Annotated in this window: 14 protein-coding genes and 1 tRNA gene; 1 reads left to right on the forward strand and 14 read right to left on the reverse strand. The window is 48.8% G+C overall.

What is annotated here, in order from left to right; translation table 11 throughout:
* Positions 1–291: 291 nt before the first annotated feature.
* Positions 292–1,029: a hypothetical protein gene (locus AC5JLB_RS26130; RefSeq protein ID WP_495876759.1), complete on the reverse strand. Its 738-nt coding sequence runs from the start codon at positions 1,027–1,029 to the stop codon at positions 292–294.
* Positions 1,030–1,172: 143 nt separating this feature from the next.
* Between AC5JLB_RS26130 and AC5JLB_RS26135 the strand changes: the two genes are divergently transcribed.
* Positions 1,173–1,622 carry a hypothetical protein gene (locus AC5JLB_RS26135; protein WP_495876760.1) on the forward strand — a complete coding sequence of 150 codons (450 nt, stop codon included), beginning with the start codon at positions 1,173–1,175 and terminating at the stop codon, positions 1,620–1,622.
* A gap of 78 nt (positions 1,623–1,700) precedes the next feature.
* On the opposite strand, the gene AC5JLB_RS26140 is transcribed toward AC5JLB_RS26135, so the two are convergent.
* The 13 genes from AC5JLB_RS26140 to AC5JLB_RS26200 all read right to left on the reverse strand — a co-directional run bounded on the left by AC5JLB_RS26140 (position 1,701) and on the right by AC5JLB_RS26200 (position 14,832).
* On the reverse strand, positions 1,701–2,156 hold the full coding sequence (locus AC5JLB_RS26140; RefSeq protein ID WP_495876761.1) for a hypothetical protein: 456 nt from the start codon (positions 2,154–2,156) through the stop codon (positions 1,701–1,703).
* 184 nt (positions 2,157–2,340) lie between these two features.
* Positions 2,341–2,411: transfer RNA gene (locus AC5JLB_RS26145), tRNA-Cys, on the reverse strand.
* 22 nt (positions 2,412–2,433) lie between these two features.
* On the reverse strand, positions 2,434–3,069 hold the full coding sequence (upp, locus tag AC5JLB_RS26150) for a uracil phosphoribosyltransferase (protein WP_495876762.1): 636 nt from the start codon (positions 3,067–3,069) through the stop codon (positions 2,434–2,436).
* 64 nt (positions 3,070–3,133) lie between these two features.
* Entirely contained in the window at positions 3,134–4,390 is a 1,257-nt protein-coding gene (locus AC5JLB_RS26155; RefSeq protein ID WP_495876763.1) for a URC4/urg3 family protein, read from the reverse strand.
* Between the two features lie 8 nt (positions 4,391–4,398).
* A complete protein-coding gene (locus AC5JLB_RS26160; RefSeq protein WP_495876764.1) occupies positions 4,399–5,658 on the reverse strand; it encodes a GTP cyclohydrolase II in 1,260 nt (419 codons plus the stop codon).
* Positions 5,659–5,728: 70 nt separating this feature from the next.
* Positions 5,729–6,898, reverse strand: coding sequence for an A/G-specific adenine glycosylase (gene mutY / locus AC5JLB_RS26165; RefSeq protein ID WP_495876765.1), 1,170 nt, complete (start codon positions 6,896–6,898; stop codon positions 5,729–5,731).
* A 51-nt stretch (positions 6,899–6,949) separates the two neighbouring features.
* The gene (locus AC5JLB_RS26170; protein ID WP_495876766.1) at positions 6,950–7,276 is read right to left on the reverse strand and encodes a DUF760 domain-containing protein; all 327 of its coding nucleotides are present in this window, start codon (positions 7,274–7,276) and stop codon (positions 6,950–6,952) included.
* A gap of 134 nt (positions 7,277–7,410) precedes the next feature.
* Positions 7,411–8,364: an RNA polymerase sigma factor, RpoD/SigA family gene (locus tag AC5JLB_RS26175; RefSeq protein ID WP_495876767.1), complete on the reverse strand. Its 954-nt coding sequence runs from the start codon at positions 8,362–8,364 to the stop codon at positions 7,411–7,413.
* Positions 8,365–9,241: 877 nt separating this feature from the next.
* Positions 9,242–9,958, reverse strand: coding sequence for a biliverdin-producing heme oxygenase (locus AC5JLB_RS26180; protein ID WP_495876768.1), 717 nt, complete (start codon positions 9,956–9,958; stop codon positions 9,242–9,244).
* Between the two features lie 157 nt (positions 9,959–10,115).
* Complete coding sequence (locus tag AC5JLB_RS26185) at positions 10,116–10,844, reverse strand: VanW family protein (RefSeq protein WP_495876769.1); 729 nt, start codon at positions 10,842–10,844, stop codon at positions 10,116–10,118.
* A gap of 104 nt (positions 10,845–10,948) precedes the next feature.
* Positions 10,949–12,259, reverse strand: a complete 1,311-nt coding sequence (locus AC5JLB_RS26190) for a glutamate-5-semialdehyde dehydrogenase (protein ID WP_495876770.1) — start codon at positions 12,257–12,259, stop codon at positions 10,949–10,951.
* A gap of 182 nt (positions 12,260–12,441) precedes the next feature.
* Positions 12,442–13,128 (reverse strand): glycoside hydrolase family 24 protein, encoded by a 687-nt coding sequence (locus tag AC5JLB_RS26195; RefSeq protein ID WP_495876771.1) that lies wholly within the window; start codon positions 13,126–13,128, stop codon positions 12,442–12,444.
* Between the two features lie 87 nt (positions 13,129–13,215).
* Entirely contained in the window at positions 13,216–14,832 is a 1,617-nt protein-coding gene (locus AC5JLB_RS26200; RefSeq protein WP_495876772.1) for a dipeptide ABC transporter ATP-binding protein, read from the reverse strand.
* Positions 14,833–14,861: the final 29 nt, after the last annotated feature.

Genomic DNA, 14,861 nt, shown 5'->3' on the forward strand with positions numbered 1-14,861 from the left:
TGGGAGGGTTGCCTCCTGTCAAAATAGCGCATCGCCAGGGTGTTATTACGCATAAGCTGAGAAGCGCCGAAAGCACTTGAGAGGTGTCTTCGGCGCTTCTGGGTTTGGGGCAAAACTCGTCCGCTATATCCAACTACATCTAGGTAGTGAGATTGACCTCACTCGTTGCGTTGAAGATAGGATAGTTGCTCTGGAAGTGAATTACAACTGTCCATGTTTTTGCACCAGAAATTCCATCAATTGCATCAACATTCGTGCACGGAATTATTGTCAAATCTGGTGTATTTGGCATTAAGCCGCAGCTTTTTGATCGCGCTGTCGTTGCCCTTGTTCTTGTTGCTGGCGCTCATGTTCCAATTCATGATGCTGAATAAAGATGTCACGCTTACTCAGTTCCAGGGAGTATTGGTAACTCTGATATTGATAGTTCCGTTTTGCATTCTCCAACTTGGCTTCTGCCAGTCGTAATTCTGCCTGTGCCTGCTGCACTTCAATGTCTCGTTGCTTCAGCTTCTCTTGCTCATGAGCCACCACAATCACCGGGACTTCATTCGGTGGCAAGGTGGATAGGGCGTCGATCTTGAGCTGCTGGTTGTCGCGATCGCGCTCTACCTTTTCAAGATGCAGTTTTGCTTGGGCGATCGCAGCTTGTTCCTCATCAAAGGCATCAATGGGTAAGGGTGCAATGTCGGGGATTCGCCGCAAGGATAACGGGGCAGGGATCGGTTGCTTCAAGCGTTGAATCTGAATGTCAAGCTGTTGCTTTTGTGCCTCTAAGGGCTGTCGTTCACGGGTGCGATCTCTCAGGACTTGATTCACCACCACAATGTCGCTCTCTTTCACCTTTAAGTCTTCCAGTGCTGAGAGCGTCAGTCTCAACGTGAACTGCTGCGATGCTCGACCAGACGGAGCCAAGGAAGATTGCGAGATGGGCGCGACCATTGGCAAAGGAGCCGGTTGTGAGTTTTCTGCTTGCGCGGTGCAGCCCGCCATCAGTAGAAGAACAGCAATCAGTTTGAATCGCCTCATAACGGACAGGGGCAATAAGCATCAGGGTTAGTGTGCCCGTACGTAATGGTTTCGATCTGTGAAGCCAATAACATCAGACTCCGGAAACCGGATGAAAGCGAATGGATCTCAACTTACAAAGAGCTTCATTGCCAACTTGAGCTATGAATGAGCACTCCGAAACTGATCATCCTGAAGACCCTCCACAAGACCCTTTCTTCCAGGTTCAGCCTCAGAAGTACACCGTTGACATTCCTGCTTCCCAAAGCTACCCCGTCGTCGAAACACTTCCTTCTGGTCTAGCTCCCATGCAGCGGATTGCGCTCGAAGGTCGAGCTTACCGGTCAATTGGCAGGGGAAGAATGCCGTGGTGGATTATCATCTCTAGCTGGTTGGTGTTTGCAATTCCAGCGGTATCGTGGGCTTCTATCCTCCTGTCCGAGGCACTTCCTCCGATTCTCACCAGCATCAGCCAACCGAACGCAATTGACTGGTCTAAGCTCCTTTCAGCAATGTTGGTTTTACTGCTGCACCTCGCCTTTCCAACGCTGATTCTTTATGTGGTGAGCAAAGGAACAATCGCCAAATTGAGGACGACTCGGCATTACCAATAGCCCACAAATCCATCTCCCGTCCACCCAGGTTTGCCCCAAACTTGCTCTGCTTATTCTCACCCAGTCATTGCCGTACCCTCATTGAGGACGCGGGGCAATGATTTTTGCGGTGAGTGTGCCCGTGCAATATTGCTCAGCCAGGTGTTGCAAGGTCAATTCGAGGGGATGAAAGGTCGGCGTGATTGTTTTATCAGCTAACTTTGCCGTTTGAAATTGGTTTGCAATAATCGGGACCCGAATATTTTTAGGCAGGTCTACCGCTAATGAACCACTGAGGAGAATCAAAGCATTGGGCTGTGTGGCGGCGAGTTCACTCAACTTCGGTGTGATTTCTTCATCGGTGAAGGTAATGGTTGTAAGCTGCGTTGTGGCAGAATTACCGAGACTAGCAGACATCCGCTCGATCAGAATTTGTTGTTCACTCTTGTAGACTCCGCCCTTGTTATCGCTCAGGATGAACGACTTTCCCTCATTGGCAAGGATGAAGTATTTGCCATCAGCGCGAGTGCGATCGCTCGTCCAAATACCCCGCACAGCCGCCCAGAATCATAAAGATCTCAAATGGACTCTATAGGCCGTAAACGCATTCATCAAAATGCTAGGTTCAACGAATTGAGATTTAATCCTTCGGTCGTACTGCGAATTGACACGCAATTCTTCGTTAAGTTGACATTTAATTCTTCGCTACGGACACTTATTCCTTCGCTCTACACCTTAAAGGCGGCACCCAGACTCGAACTGGGGGTGAAGGTTTTGCAGACCCTTGCCTTACCACTTGGCTATGCCGCCATATTGCATCTGATGAATTATATCACTTTGTGCCAAACAAGCGATCGCCCGCATCTCCAAGCCCTGGAATAATATATCCGTGTTCGTCTAAACCCTGATCAATTGCAGCGGCGTAAATTGGAACATCTGCGTGATGGTCTTGCAAGTGATGAATTCCTTCAGGAGCCGCCAGAATGCACAGAAATTTTATTGATTTAGGATTAGCTTGCTTTAAACGCTGAATTGCGGCAACCGCAGAATTTCCAGTTGCCATCATCGGATCAACGACCAGCATATCTCGGTCTTCAATATCATGGGGCACTTTAAAGTAGTATTCGATTGGGATTAAGGAATGAGGATCGCGATAAATTCCAATGTGACCAACGCGTGCCGAGGGAATGAGTTGCAGAATACCGTCTAAGATACCTTGCCCTGCTCGCATAATCGAAACAACGACTAGTTTTTTATCAGGCGCTAAAACTGGAGCCTCCATCTCTGCCATCGGCGTTTGAATAGTTTCGTAGCGCAAGGGCAGATCTCGTGTCACTTCGTAGGCCAGCAGCATACTGATCTCGGTCATCAGCGATCGAAATTTAGCCGTACTTGTTTCTGCGCGCCGCATGAGACTCAGTTTGTGTTGAATTAACGGGTGCTCGATGATGGTGATGTTTTCAGCCATAGATATTGTTTGCGATTGGCTTTCGCCAAACTCTAAAGGATTGCACGCTGAGATGTGTGGGTGATTAAAACACGGTTCCATCGCTGTCAATGTGAAGCGGAGGCGCGCCATCAGGCCGTAGCTGTGACGCAATTTTCCGCCCCGCTGTCCAGGTTCCGCCTTGAAGAATTTTGACCAACGGGAGATCTGCGCTGGTTAGGTCTAAGCGGCGACAAATTGTATCCGCGATTCGATCGAGCAGACTTACCGTGAGCGATCGCCACTCCACGATAATTTCATCACCTGGAGAGTGACGGCATTGTCGCATCCCCGCATCTTTGAGATGCAGGAGACCTAGATCAAGGCAAAGACCGCCGTTGCGGTATTCAGGAAGTCCCGTCATTTGATCGAGATCGGTAAGGGTAAGTCCTAACTCTTCTAACGGTTCGAGCAAAGAGTAGGTGAGCCATTGGGACAGTTTATGAAAGGGAATCAGATCGGCAAAGGGTTGGCTAACCAGCGCAGAATGATGCCAAACGTCTCCTAAGTTGACCCCTGAAATCGCGAGCCGACTTGGCCAAATGGGTGCTAATCCTTCTAAAACAGATTGGAACACGATTGTGACTGATAGCTTACCGTCTTCGGCATGAGCGAGTAGATAATCGACCAACCTACCAATGCGGGGATGAGCTGCGCCAAATAGATCAGGGGAATGGTAGAGAGATTGACCGAGTTTTTGCAGCAGCCGCGATCGCCCCTCTAATCCCACTAACAGATTTTCATCATTGACCTGAAACCCAGCACCTAGCCGTTCAGATGTCACCCTTTGCAGTCCTTCTGCATCAGATTGATATGGATATTCAGAATCGCTAGAAAACATGCCCTGACAGAAACAGTCGAAGCTTGCTACTGCCAGTCCTTCCGAGCGTTGCCAAACCTGATGGGTCTGTGGCTCACGATACCTCCACTGTGCGCCTGCTCCTGCATCGAGTAAAACACTTGGAACAACCAAATCGAATTTGGCTCTAGCGCGTTCAAGAGCAGATAAGCCCTGAAAGGCTCGCTCTAAGTTTTGCAGTCGTGCCAACCCGCCCACCTCAAAATGTCGCCATCGACTGTGAAAAGGGATATTGAGATCTGGATACTGATCGTGAATGACATCAATCACATAATCAGCAACAGAATCGAGTTTCGTCAGATCACACTGAAAATGTTCAAGACGATTTGCTAGAGCTAATGCAAAAAGTTGTTCGCTGCGATCGCGGATAGCTTGAGGCGATCGCAAGTAGGCAATCACTTCACGAGCATCCGTAGGAATCGTATCAGTAGAAGCATTAGACATAGGGAAAATTATTCGAGTTCTCGTCCTTTAATGGCAGCGAGTTCTTCTTCGGTAAGAATATCGGTTTGGCTGTAATAGCCTGCCGCTTTCTTCGCTTCGATTTCAACTCGTGCATCTGCCGGGATTAGAGCGTCAGGGATAGGAACACGCTGAACAATTTCGATTCCAGACTCAGTAATAGCATCGTGTTTCATATCGCTCATGGAGATAAAGCGATCGATGCGGGTAATACCGAGCCAATGCAAGACATCTGGCATCAGTTCTTGAAACCGCATGTCTTGGACACCAGCAACACACTCGGTTCGAGCGAAGTAGGCATCGGCGCGATCGCCACCCGCTTGTCGTTTGCGAGCGTTATAAACTAAAAACTTCGTCACCTCTCCGAGCGCTCGCCCTTCTTTGCGGAAATAGACAATCACACCTGCGCCGCCATTCTGTGCGGTTCGGATGCATTCTTCAATGCCGTGCACAAGATAAGGACGACAGGTACAAATATCTGATCCGAAGACATCAGAACCATTGCATTCGTCATGGACTCGAACCGTCAGCGATTTTTCTGGATCTGCGATCTCATCTGGCTCACCCACGATATAGACCGTCATACCGCCGATTGGAGGTAGAAAAATTTTCAAATCGGGACGGGTAACGAGTTCGGGAAACATGCCGCCCGTCTGCTCAAACAACGTTCGCCGCAAAATACTTTCATCGACGCCAAGCCGGTTAGCGAGTCCAGGAAGATACCAAACTGGCTCGATCGCGGCTTTTGTAACAACGAGATCGCCGCCTTTTTTCATAATCTGCCCGTCTTCTTGCAATCGCCCTTTGGCTACGGCGTCTTGCAGTTCAGGCATGTTGATATGCGCTTTTGTAATTGCGATCGTGGGGCGAATATCGTAGCCTTTTTCATAAAATTCGGTGTAGACTTCTCCAACGATCGCGCCGAACGGATCGAGGGAGACAATCTTGTCAGGATCAGACCACGCGGGGTAAGGACCAATGTGAGCGGCAGGAGAAGTGTTGGTCAAATCAGCACGATGATTGGCGTCTAGCTTTCCGCTCGCAACTGCTAAAGCCCGATAGACCGCGTAAGAGCCAGAATGAGTTCCAATGACGTTTCGGTGAGCGGGCGTCGTGACAGTTCCAATAATGGGGCCTCGTTTCGTCGGGCTTGCAGACCCCCAGTTTAAAGAATTGGGTTTAGGACCAAATCGAGTCGGATGTGATGTGAGAACGATCGGCTGTGATGTTGGCTTAGGCTGACTGACCATGATAAAGGCACTCCCCGTTCACCGAATACGAGCTAGAGGTGAGTTCTTGATCGTAGCAAGAGACATCCCTTCAGGGCAGTGTTCTAGACGGCAGATTTTTCAAGGCTTCAATAATATGAATATTTGCCTTGGGAAAGGGGTAGAGATCTAGCTCATTGACCTTGACCCAGCGAATCTCGTCACACTCAATTGGCTGCGGGTCGCCACTCAGATGTCGACAGTGATGGACGTTTAGAGTAACGCGAAAATGGCTGTAGGTGTGATCAACCACCGTTAAGCGATCGCCCACCTCAATCTCAATACCCAGTTCTTCTGCAATTTCGCGTTCAACACAGGTTTCAATTGTTTCTCCCGGCTCTACTTTGCCGCCTGGAAACTCCCACAGCCCGCCTAACAGCCCTTCTGGTTTGCGGCGATCGATCAGAATTTGGTTTTGATCGTTCCAAATGACGGCAACTCCAATGATTTTATGAGGCAACGGCGCACGAGTTTCTGACATGGGCAATGTTGATTGAATTCCTAAATTGTAAGCCTGACAGTGACGCTGCCACGGACAGAGAAGGCAGGAAGGATTTTTGGGCGTACAAATGGTTGCGCCCAAATCCATGAAAGCCTGATTAAAATCGCGCGAATCGCTTTGCGAAGTTTCGGAGGATGGCGCTGGAGCAAGAATGGCTTCAGACCATTGCCATAAGGTTGCTAACGCTCGATTCGGTGGAACGTTCAATGCCATCAGCCGTGCCAGAACTCGCTTCACGTTGCCATCTAGAATGGCGACGGGTTGATTGAAGGCAGCACTTAAAATGCCGCCTGCGGTCGTTCGCCCAATTCCCGGTAGCGCCAAAACCTGGTCTAATACTTGAGGAAAAACGCTATTGTGCTGAGTGACGATCGCTTGCGCCGCTCGATGCAGATTGCGGGCACGCGCGTAATAGCCCAACCCTTCCCACGCTTTCAAAACGGTCTGTAAATCCGCCGTTGCCAAGGCTTCAACCGTCGGAAATCGCTGCATCCACTGCTCAAAGTAAGGAATCACCGTCTTGACCTGTGTCTGTTGCAGCATAATCTCTGAGATCCAGATCGCATACGGATCGCGAGTGTTTCGCCAGGGCAAATCGCGACCGGACTGGCTATACCACTCTAGTAGGGTAGAACGTAGCTCTAAGATCACAAAAATCGGCAGATGGGGAGCTTTATCTGCCGAGGGGGAAAGACTAGTTTTGGGAGCTTTTGAAGACACAAGGAGTTAAGAGGGGGATGAAGAGGATCAAGCTTTCCGCACCCTCCAGTTTTATTCTGCCTCAACCGCTTGCATCGACTTCTCAAACGCCATCCGTTGCTCAACGTTACGGAGAAAATAGCCGCTCATAATTGCAGAGGCCAATAGGCGACCCAAATTCTCGCGATTTGTTGTAATTGTCACTTCAAAGCCTTCTGGAGATAAGCCACCCAACAGCCCAAGAATGTTGCGCTCCATGACCTGCATCACTTCAGGAGAGGTTGGCTTCGACAGTTGAGCGATCGCTTCTGGACTTAATGATTGAACATACTGCCATAGCTTGCCTGCATCAGCGCTGTCGCTTAAGAACTCAGGAACTTGATTGGATGTATCGTTCACAGTATCTACCTCAATAGGAGGACTTAATCCGTTTTCGTTAACCCTACTTTAACAAGCGATGCTTCTCTCGGAAGTCAGTAGAACCGAACCGAAAAAGTTCGGAATTCGCTGAAGGTAGTCCGAGCCGTACCGATTTAGCTCGCTAAATATTCTCCCATTTCACCTTTACGCTTTCTCAGTTTCGTCAAGGCTTCCCGCTCAATTTGGCGCACGCGCTCTCGGCTAATGTTGAGGCAATCACCAATTTTAGCAAGCGTTAAAGCTTTGCCGTCTTCTAAGCCAAATCGCAAGCTCAAAACCTGCTGTTGCTGCGGCGTAAGGTCTGCCATCAATACTTCTAAGTCCTGACGCAAAGACGTTTGAGCTGCGTAGTCTTCGGGCGTCATGCCTTGGTCTTCGAGCAGTTCGCCTAACTCGGTATCTTGGTTATCGCCAACCCGCAAATCTAAAGATAGCGGAACCCGCGCCCGCTCAAGATATTCGCGCACGAGCTTTGCTGGCAGATCAAGTTCGGACGATAACTCGGCGATCGTGGCAGCGCGTCCGTGCTGCTGCGCCAAACTCCGCTGCGCTTTTTTGATCTTGTTGAGTTTTTCAGTAATGTGAATTGGCAGCCGAATCGTGCGTCCTTTTTCCGCGATCGCGCGAGTAATGGCTTGCCGAATCCACCAGTAGGCGTAAGTTGAAAATCGATAGCCTTTGGTTGGGTCAAATTTTTCAACGCCGCGCTGCATGCCAATCGTGCCCTCTTGGATTAGATCCATCAGATCGACGTTGCGCTTGGTATATTTCTTGGCAACCGAAACCACGAGCCGCAGATTAGCCTCCACCATTCGACGCTTAGCAATTTCGCCTTCTGCGATCGCTTGATGCAATTCTGCGACTGTCAGGCGAGCAGCCTGCGCCCATGTTTCGGGTGCAGGCTGCTCGCCTCGTGCCATTAGCATTTCCTTGGTTTCATTCAGAAGCGCCAACCGTTGAACTTGCTTGCCGTAAAGAATTTCTTGCTCATGGGTGAGTAGAGGAACCCGCCCAATTTCTCGCAAGTAGGCGCGAACTGAATCAGTAGGGGTCAGAACGGTTTTCATAATCGAATGCTCAGCACGAACGATGAACTTGACAGTAAAGATAATGACTTCTGAGTACGAGACTTAAGGCTTATAGAGATGACCTTTTGAGGCTAATAGCGCTGCTAAAACCAAGAAGCGCAGTGAACTGAAGCAGGAAAGACTGACGAAAGAAACATCCTCTTAGATGGCGAGAGAGCAATAGAATTCAAACTTGGTAGAAGTTAATAGAGCAACTGGGACGCTTTCACCCACTGATGCTGAAAGCTCAAGAGACAGAATATTAGACAATAGTTTCCACCACTTGGTTCTATTCTATTAAGATTATCTACTACGAGGTTACGAATTGTAAAGTTTCTGAGAGCCATAGAGCCAATAAAGTATTAATTTGACTAATACGCCTGTAAGATCCGCACTATACCCGGATTCTTTGCTACTAAACTATCTAGAAACGAGCTTCACGAATGCAACCTGTGAGACAAACTAGCGAATTCAATTAGAAAACTAAACCTTAGAACGGAAAAATAAGCGTTTTGTGTAAGTTTGTGAAGCTATAAACTTCTCTATTTAACGAAAAATACTCTATCAGGGTCAAGAGACACATCTATCTAGTGAAGGATAAGTGCTAATTTGTCAAGAGTGACAGATCCCAGTTGAAACAAGAGGGCTTCTGAATAGGAAACAGCCGAGCTTTGTGATTTCTGTCGTCATGTTCCAAATCAAGGCAGTAGTCGCATAGTCTCCGAACCTCAAGACTGCATTTCCTGCGTTAGAAATTAGCAGCACTTTTGAGCCTTTGCTAAACTCCGCTCCTAACTTTGAATCCTGGAGACTTGATGTTAACTCACCAAGCCCCCAGGATTCAGAAGAATATAAAATTGTGAAACGTAGTGGAGAATTACTCAGCCGTTGCGAGTTCGGTGCTGCCGCGCTTGTTCTTGCGGGTCAGAACGTTGAACAACGCCACCCCGATCGCTTTGATCAAGTTGCCTTCAAGTTCTTTGAACATCTTCATGTTCGAGCCGAACGCATCGTTTGCTTCGTCCACAATACGATCGCCCTTGGCATCATCGATCGGCAATGCATCTAAAGTCGCACGGTACTGCTTCTTGAATTCGCGCTCGTCTGAGATCTGCTTGAATTCGTAGAAGTTTGTCCCTTCTCCTTCCGACAAATTCATCCCGTTTTGAGCAATCTTCTTGAGGATTTGGCCTCCCGACAGGTCGCCCAAATACCGAGTGTAGAGATGAGCAACCATTAGCTCAGGATCGGTTTCAGACACTTCATGAATGCGATCGACATACGCCTGAGTAGCCGTTGAAGGAGCAACCTGCTCCCGCCAGTTTGCGCCAAAATAGTATGCCAAATCCCGCTCCAGACTTTCTTTGCGCTCTAGCTCAGGAAAGTACATTTTTGACAGCACAGGGTGATTCTGGTGCTTCCGCATTTCCTCTTCCATAGCGGAATACACGAAATAGAGGTTGGAGACGAGCTTACGGTAGGAGTTTTTCTCTACCGTGCCTTTCAAGAAACACGCGATAAAGCCTGTGTTCTCCGCCATCGAGTGAGATTTCTTGGTGCCTTCGCGAAGTTTTGTTGCTAAATTGTTGCTCATTCTAAACTTTCCAACACTAAATAGTGATTTGCTGGCGTATCGATCCGTTAAGTCTGAAAGGCGCAGCGAAAAAACTGCACTATTTGTTACGTTAGTCCGATTTGATGAGCGTTTTTATTACAAATTCTTACGAGAGATGCGCTAGAGACAATCATTTTTACGGCAATTGATAGATGGATTTCCCTAAACTTTCCTGTGCAAACTCCATTTGGCGCAGCGTTTCTACTTCAACCCGATGGCTACTGTAATTCGATCGAAACTCGATTTGATAGTCATTAATTGGTTCTCTAGCGCAAAGCTGACCCCTAATAGAATCAGGCTGAACCGTGATGTGAAAGCAAATTGCTTGTTCTAGGAGATTGAGAAATCGGAGGTCTTTATAGCCGTAAACCACAGTGGCATCTGAGCCGAGGGGTGTGAAACGAGTCTCATCGGTGTAAATGTCAACGGAGTGAGGATAGCGTTCGAGGATGTGAAGCCCGGCTCTGATCGCTAGGTAGTAGAGCAGTCCTGAAAGTTGGCAAAGACCGCCGCCATATTCTGCTTGCAGCGTTTGATTGACTAATGTTCGTCCAGGCAAATATCCTTTGCGGCGAGTCGGTTGTCCGACCAAGTGCCAAAACGAGAACACTTCGCCCGGTTCAATCAAGATGTGATTGATGCGCTCAGCCGCAAGGGCAAGATTATGTCGTTTATTGTCTGAATAATGACTCGCTTTGATCTCTTGACTAATTTTGATTTGAGGAAGAAATTGCTCAGCCTTCGCGATTTTGGTCGATGACGGATTAGCAAAGCGAGCGACTTCACCCGCTTTAACGTCGGTTAGCGATCGCAAGGCAACACGAGCAGAACGTCGAACAGACGCAGGGATCAATTGCTTCATCATACGAGGTCTTACTTAAGCTGAAGCTATCGTATCCGGTCGCGTCTGTTTTACTACGAACGTTGCATAAACTGCAACATTGGGCGTGTTGTTTCTGGATGTAATGTTTACAGGTCTCGATGGGTAAATGGTTTTGCGTCTGCACCAGAGTAAGTTGCGGCAATATGACCATCACCTACAATTTCGTACTTATAAGTCACTAATCCTTCTAATCCAACGGGGCCACGTGGAGGCATTTTCTGCGTGCTGATTCCTACTTCTGCACCAAAGCCATAGCGGAAACCATCGGCAAAACGAGTCGAGCAGTTGTGATAAACGCCTGCGGCATCGACCTGAGATCGGAAGGTCTGCGCGGAAGATGAGTCTTCTGTCATGATCGCTTCAGTGTGCCGTGAGCCGTAAGTATTGATATGCGCGATCGCAGCTTCTAGCGAATCCACAATTTTGATCGCCAAGATCAGATCGCTATATTCCGTTGACCAGTCGGCTTCTGTAGCAGCGGTGATGTTAAGAATGTCTCTTGTGCGATCGTCGCCGCGCAATTCTACATTTTTGGCTTGCAGTGCAGGCGCAGCTTCTAACAAAAATTCTGATGCGATCGCAGTGTGGACTAGCAGTGTCTCGATCGCATTGCAAGCTGCCGGATATTGGGTTTTAGAATCGATCGCCACCTTAACGGTTTTGGCAATATCCGCTGTGCGATCGACATACAAATGGCAAATCCCATCTGCATGTCCTAATACGGGAATGCGGGTGTTGTCCTGCACAAATCGGACAAAGGAATTTGATCCTCTGGGAATAATTAGATCAACATATTGATCGAGTTTCAATAACGCTAGTGTTTCCTCTCGCGTTGTCAAAAGCTGCACCACAGATGGATCAATTTCTGTTTGTAATAATCCTTGGTGAATCGCTTTAACCAATGCTTCGCAAGAACGAATCGCTTCTTTTCCGCCTTTAAGAATCACGCCATTTCCAGATTTGATCGCCAGACTAGAAATTTGCATCACCGCATCAGGACGCGCCTCAAAAATCACACCCAATACGCCAAGCGGACAGGTGATTCGCTTCATGGTCAGTCCCGCGTCTAATTCGCGATGAATCTGAACTGCCCCGACTGGATCGGCGAGTTGGGCAACGTCACGGACGCCTGCGATCGCGCCCTCTAGTTTCGTCTGATCTAGCTTCAAGCGAGCATAGAGAGCCGATGATGTCCCTTCCGATTTGGCCGCTTCGCAGTCCGCCGCGTTTGCCGCTAAAATTTCATCCGCGTTGGCGGCGAGAGCATCTGCGATCGCTGTTAAGGCTCGATTTTTCACATCAGACGGTTGAACTGCGAGTTGACGGGCGGCAGCGCGCGTTTGTTGAGCCAAGGCAACGAGCGAGAAACCTTCAGTGCGAATGGGCGTGGCAGTCATGAGGGGGAACGGAATACAGTATAGATACTAGAGTAAACCATTAGGAAAACAGCGATCGAAGTGACAGTTAGATCAGTACATTAGAAATTGGTGCATCCGAAAGTAATGCTCGAATACTGTTTTATTCAGCGATTTATCTATTAGTAGTTTTGGTGTTAATGATTGCGTTATTTCAAACCTCTCTACTGAGAGTTGCTCGCCGTTTGCTTTAATTCTTCTCGCAAGACACGTTGATACACGCGAGGCAGTTCAGAACTCATCGAATTATCCTCAATTCCGTATCCCAAACTCGTCCACGTGCCAGACAGCATCTCAAGTACCGTATTGATTCTGCCTTGCTTCAACAACTGGCGTACATCAGCGCCCCATTCGGCGCGGTCGTTCAACCAGCGATACACCACCTCATCTTGATACTCTGGCTCGAAACTGTAGCGCGACCACACCAGAAAACCATAGGGCGATGGGTGATACTGTCTCGCTCTTAAAGTCCAGGTTGTCGTGATGAACTGATAGCGTCCGGCTGCTGTTGTGCAGTCTCCAGTATTAGGACCAGCGCTAATCGTAATACAGCGATCGGGGTGCTGGCTCAAATCGCTAATTCGCTCTCCGCCATACATCACCGAGTAGGGATTACTAACATTAGATTCGCTCGCAGAAATGGTTCGCATCAAGGCACGAATATACGGATCGCCGCCCCGCATTGCCAGGGGTGCATCTGCCCCGCGAGCCGAACTGCTCATCCAAAGAGAAGGACGTTTGCCTTGAAAGTACAAGACCAAAAATAAGACGCCGAGAACAATCAGACTCCGAACGAGTAACGTCTCAACGAATTTAGTGAGCGAATCAGGCTCTGACTCTGTTTTTGACATCCGCTATGGCTACGCAACGTTAGAGATCACTGCACTGTTCTGCATTCTAGCTTCTATCGACGAAACGATGGGCGATCTGGTAGTCCGTTAGATGGTTTGGTTTAGTAAAGGAGCGGCTCCTAGAAGAGCCTGAGTATAAGGGTGTTGAGGATGGCTGAAGACTTCTTTTGCAGCTCCGAGTTCAACAATTTTTCCGCCGTTCATCACCGCGATGCGATCGCAGAAGTACCGCGCCACCCACAGGTCATGCGTAATAAATAAGTACGTCAGATCAAATTCGTCTTTCAAATCCTGCATCAAGTCTAGAACTTGAGTCCGTACTGTGGCATCGAGCATACTGACTGGCTCATCGCAAATTACCAGCTTTGGACGCGTGACTAGGGCACGCGCGATCGCTACCCTTTGCTGCTGCCCGCCCGATAGTTCCCCTGGATAGCGTCCAGAAAATTCTTTCGGATTTAGTCCCACTCGCTCTAGCACAAACTCTACGTCTTGCTTGGCCTTCTCAGGCGTTGCCAACCCGTGAATGATCAGCGGATCAGCAATAATCTGCGCGATCGTCATTCTCGGATTAAGGCAAGCGTGAGGGTCTTGGAAAATCATCTGCATTTGACGCCGTTGCTGCTGAAGTTCATGCCGTCCCAAACCTGTTAATTCCTGCCCTTGGAATTGCACGCTGCCACTAGTCGGACGCAGTAATTGAAGAATCGTTCGAGAAAGCGTACTCTTGCCGCATCCCGATTCCCCGACTAAGCCCAAGGTTTCTCCCGCAAAAAGTTCTAAATCAATCCCGTCAACTGCGCGAATTGTACGGTCCCTCTTGTCAAAAAATTGCGAAAAGAAATTCTGCTCGATCGTGTAGTGTTGCTTGAGCGCTTCTAAACGCAGAATCGGGTCAGTTTTTAGAATTCTGGCGTCTTGTTCTGCTTGTAGCAGCAAGGCTGAATTTAGTAAGGTTTGAGTATAAGCGTGTTGTGGATTTTGGAAAACAGAAGTGGTGCTGCCCGTTTCGACGATTTTTCCGTCGTACATCACGGCAATGCGATCGCAGTATTGGCCAATCATCGCTAAATCGTGAGAAATCACAATGAGCGCCATGTTGCGTTCGCTGCATAGCCGTGTCAGCTCTTGAAGAATTTGGGCGGAAACGGTGACATCTAAACTCGTTGTCGGTTCGTCGGCCACAATTAGTTTGGGATTGAGCAGTAGCGCCAGCGCGATCGCGACGCGTTGCCGCATTCCGCCACTGAACTCGTGGGGAAACTGTGACCATCGATTTTCGGGAATGTTGACGGCTTTGAGCGTTGCGATCGCTCGTTCCTTTGCTGCCCGGGTTGATAGGTTCGGCTCATGTGCTTTTAGCGTCTCCAGACAGTGATCTCCGATCGTCATCAGTGGATCGAGCCGCGTCATCGGGTCTTGAAATACGATCGCTACCGCTTCTCCTCGAAAGCGTCTCAAACTCGCTGCATCCAAATTAAAAACAGATTGACCTTGAAATGTAACGGTTCCGCCAATTTGAGCCGCATCGGAGAGAAGCCGCATCACGGCACGTCCCAAGGTCGATTTGCCGCAGCCAGATTCACCCACTAGGCCAAGTCGCTCCCCCGGCTTTAGCGCAAAAGACACGTCATCAACGACGTTCGGCTGTCCTTTCCGATAAGCAACTTGTAGATTCTTGACACTTAATAGCGGCTCGTTCATAGTTTGCGGCGATCGACTCTTGTTCAGCT

This window comes from Myxacorys chilensis, assembly GCF_059505265.1.